The organism is Limnobaculum allomyrinae (genome assembly GCF_016649425.1).
Lineage (GTDB): Bacteria > Pseudomonadota > Gammaproteobacteria > Enterobacterales > Enterobacteriaceae > Limnobaculum > Limnobaculum allomyrinae.
Window position 1 is genome coordinate 1 of sequence record NZ_JADRCR010000022.1, and the last position, 5,710, is coordinate 5,710.

Annotated in this window: 5 protein-coding genes; all 5 read right to left on the minus strand. The window is 29.5% G+C overall.

The features are described from left to right. Positions 1–170: 170 nt before the first annotated feature. Entirely contained in the window at positions 171–1,052 is an 882-nt protein-coding gene (locus tag I2494_RS20360) for a plasmid partitioning protein RepB C-terminal domain-containing protein (RefSeq protein ID WP_218468796.1), read from the minus strand. A gap of 5 nt (positions 1,053–1,057) precedes the next feature. Further along, positions 1,058–1,945: a ParB/RepB/Spo0J family partition protein gene (locus I2494_RS20365; RefSeq protein WP_218468797.1), complete on the minus strand. Its 888-nt coding sequence runs from the start codon at positions 1,943–1,945 to the stop codon at positions 1,058–1,060. Continuing rightward, a complete protein-coding gene (locus I2494_RS20370; RefSeq protein ID WP_228351054.1) occupies positions 1,915–3,501 on the minus strand; it encodes a recombinase family protein in 1,587 nt (528 codons plus the stop codon). The genes I2494_RS20365 and I2494_RS20370 overlap by 31 nt, the downstream gene beginning before the upstream one ends. 153 nt (positions 3,502–3,654) lie before the next feature. After that, positions 3,655–4,251 (minus strand): recombinase family protein, encoded by a 597-nt coding sequence (locus tag I2494_RS20375; RefSeq protein ID WP_218468798.1) that lies wholly within the window; start codon positions 4,249–4,251, stop codon positions 3,655–3,657. 268 nt (positions 4,252–4,519) lie between these two features. Continuing rightward, on the minus strand, positions 4,520–5,113 hold the full coding sequence (locus tag I2494_RS20380; RefSeq protein ID WP_218468799.1) for a lysogenic conversion protein: 594 nt from the start codon (positions 5,111–5,113) through the stop codon (positions 4,520–4,522). Positions 5,114–5,710: the final 597 nt, after the last annotated feature.

Below are 5,710 nucleotides of genomic sequence, written 5' to 3' on the forward strand. Positions count from 1 at the left end.
CCTACCTTAAATATATAATCTATATTATCTGAATAACTTCCTGTAAGCGATTTTAAGGTGTTTATATTTTAATTGATTAGATTGTATTGATAATCATTAAAAACCTCTCAAAATTGATTGTAGGAGGTTTGATGGATAAGAAATAACTAAATCTAACTAACTTTATATATTTAAAGTGATTTTATATTAGAAATATACTTCAGTTGGCTTAGATGATCAGGTTTATTATCATATAACCAATTTATTATTCTAATATTTGATAATAATTTATCTATATGTGATTTTATGATTACAAGCTGAAGACTATTCTCTGAGTAAGTTTCTTCTAACTCTTTCTTTTGAGAGTCAAGTATAGCTAATTCATTTTGCAGTTTTCTTATGGTTTCAATTCTATCTTTATCTAATTTATTATTTTTAGGATTATTCTTTACCAGAAGAGAGTCAGGTGTCGAATATAGCATGGAATATACAAATTTGTATGTATAATTATTTATACTTATCATTGAGTTTACAATTTCAATCTGTCTAATTGGTTGTGTTTTTTTAATTAATGTGAAAATAGTTCTTGGGACATCTTTATCTGAAAGGGCTGATATAACTTCAGGACAAATGCCATCTAGCAGTTTAAAACGACCTTTAATTGTATCTTCGGATATACCAAGGGCTTCACTTAATTTATTTATGGAAACTCCTGACTCAACAGCTTTTATAATCATGTTATGTTCATGTATAACGTTTAATCTACTAACTCGCTTATTATATGTAAATGTATCTTCAAATGTGGCAATTAAACATGGAACTATAGGAATATTCAATTCTTTAATAGCCTCAATACGCAAATGACCATCAAGAATATTAAAATATCCATCATTATCTTTTGAGGGATATATGACTATGGGTTCAACCAGACCAACAACAGAGATGGAAGATAAAACTTGTTTATATTTTTGACTATATTTTATATTCTTTGGGAGGTTTTTTGTTGGTAATAAGTGTAATACTCTAACTTCAATACAAGTTTTGTCGAAACAATAAGACACTTTATTTTTCATACTAATCATTCCTTGGCATTTTCTGAAGCTATTATATTGGGAATGCTACTTAAGTTCTCAGAAATAAGTAAATTAACAAACTCTTGATTTTGAATTAATTCTTTCATTATTTGTTTTGCAATTATTAATCCTTCCTGAGCAATCTTTGATTTAGTAAGAATTTCCTTTCTTTCCTGAACACTTTTTTCATAAATTTTTACTACATCTTCAATATCTTTTTTCTTCATTCCATGTTTTGTGGCATAAACATGATTATTGGTGTCTTTTCCACTCCTCTCCCTTGAGTCAAGTATTTTTCTGACAACACTAATTTTTTTACCTTTTAATTCATTATTATCATATGCTTTTAAGAGAATATTTTGAATTTGATTACTATCTGAGCGAGCAATTTCAACAGCAAGGTAAAGGGGAAGTGTGCCGGATTCAACGCCAGATAGTAAGCGGCGCTCTCCTCTTTCTAATAAAAAAAGAATATTGTTAACCCAATGTTCTGGATAACCAATTCTATCCCCTATTTGTTTGTCACTTAAGCCTATTTCTTTGAGATCTTTAATTCGCTCAAGAGCTTCTACAGCTCTAGGTGCTCTTCTGGCAATATTCTCTATTAGGCTCATGATGTACCCTGTCTCAGCATCAACATCGGCAATTAATGCTGGAACCATACTTTCACCAAGTTCTTGCAATGATTCAATACGGCCCTGACCACAAATTAATGCATACTCTTTGTTTTCTTTTTTATTCTTTATTTCACGAACAATTACAGGTCTTCTCAAACCTGATATATTTATATGTTCTTTTATTTTTTTATGTGACTTTGCATTCCTACTTCTTGGGTTAACAATTTTAATGCTATTAATAGGTATTAATATAATGTCATGTTTTGATAATTCCATAAGTTATCCTTTATTGATTTCCTCGATATAATTGAATAGAAAAGCTCTAGGCTGTTAAATCTATATAGTTCAAGGTTAGCGGAGTTAATATCCTTTAATAAAGTATCACTAGTTAGACAGTCAATTGAAGGAAATATATAAAAATCCAGTGCTGAATAATTATCTGAATTCATTCGGATAATCAGATTAATGTCACATATATTTTGATTGGAAAACCTTATACGCCATCGTCTATTTCCCGAAGACAATGTTTTACATTTTGAAATGGTAATTGAAAGATAAAATTCATCATTAACTTTTATAATATTATCAAACCCACTATCTTCACACCAACCACCATGCAATGATATTGCGTTTATTATTTTTTGACTTTCATTATAATAAATTGAACGAAGATAATTATTAATCTTCAGATATTGATAATCTCTTTTAGGTGTGTAACCAACTAATTTATAGGCATTTAATAATCCACCGAATCTATTCCTATATACACAACTTGATGGGCAAATTTTATCCTCATCAATTATTATACCTGAAAGAAGACCTTTTTGAGCTAGTAGTAATTTTAAATTATCTAACAATTCACTATCAGAAAATTTATTTGAACGATTTAAAATTATTTCTCTAGCTTTATAAAAAATCTCTTTAGAAACTAGTGATTCAAACGCATTATCTTTTCTTACCCAGCTACTTTCAGGGTTTTTGACATGCTTCTTTTTTAATTTAAATGATGTTTTATTGAAAACATTGTTCCCAATATATTTTTCATTAGTTAAAATTTGATGAACTCTTCCTTTTGTCCATTTAAAATCATATTTATTATACTGAGGGGATTTGTTTAATTCTACAGCAATATCATTTTCATTTTTTTTATTATTAACAAATTCACTATATATATAATTTATTATTGATACTTCTGATTCAGAACCTTTTGTTAAAATGACTCTATCACTTTGTAAACTTTTTCGTTGCCCTGAAGATAGAATACCTTTGCTATTATTATTTTCATCAACTAATGATCTACGTAAACCGAATCCCGCTACACCACCTTGTCTATACCCACGCTTTATTAAGTTTTTCTGGCCTGCAAATACTTTTTCTGACAGATTTTTACTATATGCTGCTGCCGCGTGTCTTTGAATAACCAGATATAGTGATGACATTTCTGGGTTATCCTTAGATACGGGTTCAGCACAGTAAATGACAGGAATACCACTTTTCTTAAGTAAAAAATCATAAAATCCCGATTCATCAGGATCTTGAAAACGTCCAAATCTACTAACATCATAAACTAATATAGCCTCAACATTTAATTTATGTTGAGTAACATCTTCAATTAAATTTTGGAGCCCCTGTCTGCCAGAAACAGTTAGACCACTTTTCCCTTCATCTTGATATGTTTTAACAATGACCATTCCATTTTCTGCTGCATATTTCCTTATAAATAGCTTTTGATTATAAAGAGAATATTTCTGATTATCTGTAGACATTCTTAAGTATTGGGCTACAGGAATCTCATAATCAGATTCAATCTTTGTATTCTTTTCACTGATCACTGTATTCTCTCCGCAACAGCCAACTGATCAAAAAATAACCAATTATGAGGCAAAAGCAAGGTTTTTATCCCACAATACGAGATAGAGATCACATAAATTAATCAATTGGAAAATATGCAATGAGAATGGTTTTATTATAAATATATTTGTAAATTAGTATTTCTTTTTTATTCTATAAACTGTAGCAACCCCACAGCCTTCAAGTTTAGCAATATCCTCGACACTGATATTATTCGCAGCTAGCCGCTTTTTAACTTTTTCATGCAATTCTTCGTTAATACCTCTACCGCCAATACGCTTACCTTGAGCTTTAGCGCGTTCTTGGCCCTGCCTAATTCGCTCAACTCTCTTCTGTTGATCTAAACGAGCCATTGTAGCCATCAAATCAATAAGCATATTATTGATAACATACATGATTTCAGATTCGATTCCTTTCTTGGCTATCTGCTGGTGAGTTGTAGGCATATCCAGAACAACAAGTCTTAACTTCTTATCATTGATTTTAGATTTTAATGTTTCCCAATCATCCAAAGATAAGCGGCTTAATCGGTCTACAGACTCGACTAATAAAATGTCATTAGGAAGTGCATCTTCGAGTAGTTGATTAAGGATAGGGCGATTGAGCATCGTTCCTGTATGGTTTTCTATGTACCACTCAGCAGGAGAATCAGAAATAAACTCTTCCAGAATAGTTTTTGCTCTTTCTGCATCTTGTTCTGTGGTGCTTGCTCTTAAGTAACAGCGAAACATGTTAACCTCACTATCATTTAGTTTAATCAATCAATAGCTAAATGATAATTTATCAATTGGTATTTGTAAATAGGTAAATGATAGTGAAAAGGAGTGTTCAGGAAGGTAATTATCATTTGTCATTAGCCTATAGGTAAACGATAAATTAATAATGCCCTTTCAGCTCACATCTAACAAACATGAAGTAGGCTCGCCATATATGCGATTTGAAGCGAAAGTATGAATATTCTTTCAGGTGATTGTTAATACCTAAATGAAAATAATGATTTCATAATGAATTTTTCTCTTGAGGAAGTAATTTCTTATATTTCTCTAAAATTTCCGTGGATAATTTATACTCAGTTTTAAAATATTCTTCAAGAAGGGAGCTCATTGCATCTAATTCATCTATATCACTAGATGTCTTTAATTCTAATTTAGCTCTGTCTAATTCTCTAAATAAATTATTTTTCGCCTGATAATAATTCATTATCATTACCACTTCAGCATGATCTAAAATACTTAACTTTGAAAAATAGTTCTGATAGATTAATTCAGATTGATGTGATGCTATTTCAATTCGTATAAGCCCCATAGATTTTAATGAAATTGCATGTGGCTCGTCATCCATATGGTCACTGTCTTTATCAAATCCAATGTTCCTTGTCCCATCCAAGAAATCAAGAGTTTTTTTGTTGTTTGAAATTTCATAGGCAATTATAGTTCTTATATTATTCTTTTCTTGCTCACTTTTAATATTGTCTGTAATGCTTGTGTATATCATGCTGGAAAAGATACCAAAAAACGCTATCGACAACGAGATTATTTCTATATTCCATTTTTTCCTCGTTTTATCTTTTATTTTCATTCCACGTATATACATTTTAAAATTCCTGTCTTATTGAGTGAATGGCATCATTGTATTTTATAGTAGAGATATAAAACTTTCAATAATACATTGATATAACAATTTCAAGTTTGTACTGTATGTAATTTAAATGATACCCACGTCAATATATAAACATCATGAGCTAATTAAATTATTTAACAGCATAGATAGGTATAAATATATTTTATCATCAAGCAAAGGATAAAAATGAAGTAAATATGTAAAAAATAAAAATCAATTGTTTAACCAAGCACTCTTTTACTTCCTGATTAATTATGCAATTATTTTAATTAATCACTCAATTGTTAAGTGAGATAAGATAACCATTTGAAAATAAGATAAATTTATAATTAAAAACCATAAATTAAATAGTTTTTGCATCAGCTTAATAGTACATTAAATAATCAACAAATACAGAATAATTGCCTTTCTTTTAGGAGTTATTAATTTAATACCCATTAAAACTCTCTACAATCAATTTTGAGAGGTTTTTAATGATTATCAATACAATCTAATCAATTAAAATATAAACACCTTAAAATCGCTTACAGGAAGTTATTCAGATAATATAGATTATATATTTAAGGTAGG

Coding starts and splice junctions, on each gene's coding strand:
- I2494_RS20365 (WP_218468797.1), bottom strand. CDS start 1,945: ATGGAATTATCAAAACATGACATTATATTAATACCTATTAATAGCATT.
- I2494_RS20375 (WP_218468798.1), bottom strand. CDS start 4,251: ATGTTTCGCTGTTACTTAAGAGCAAGCACCACAGAACAAGATGCAGAA.
- I2494_RS20360 (WP_218468796.1), bottom strand. CDS start 1,052: ATGAAAAATAAAGTGTCTTATTGTTTCGACAAAACTTGTATTGAAGTT.
- I2494_RS20380 (WP_218468799.1), bottom strand. CDS start 5,113: ATGTATATACGTGGAATGAAAATAAAAGATAAAACGAGGAAAAAATGG.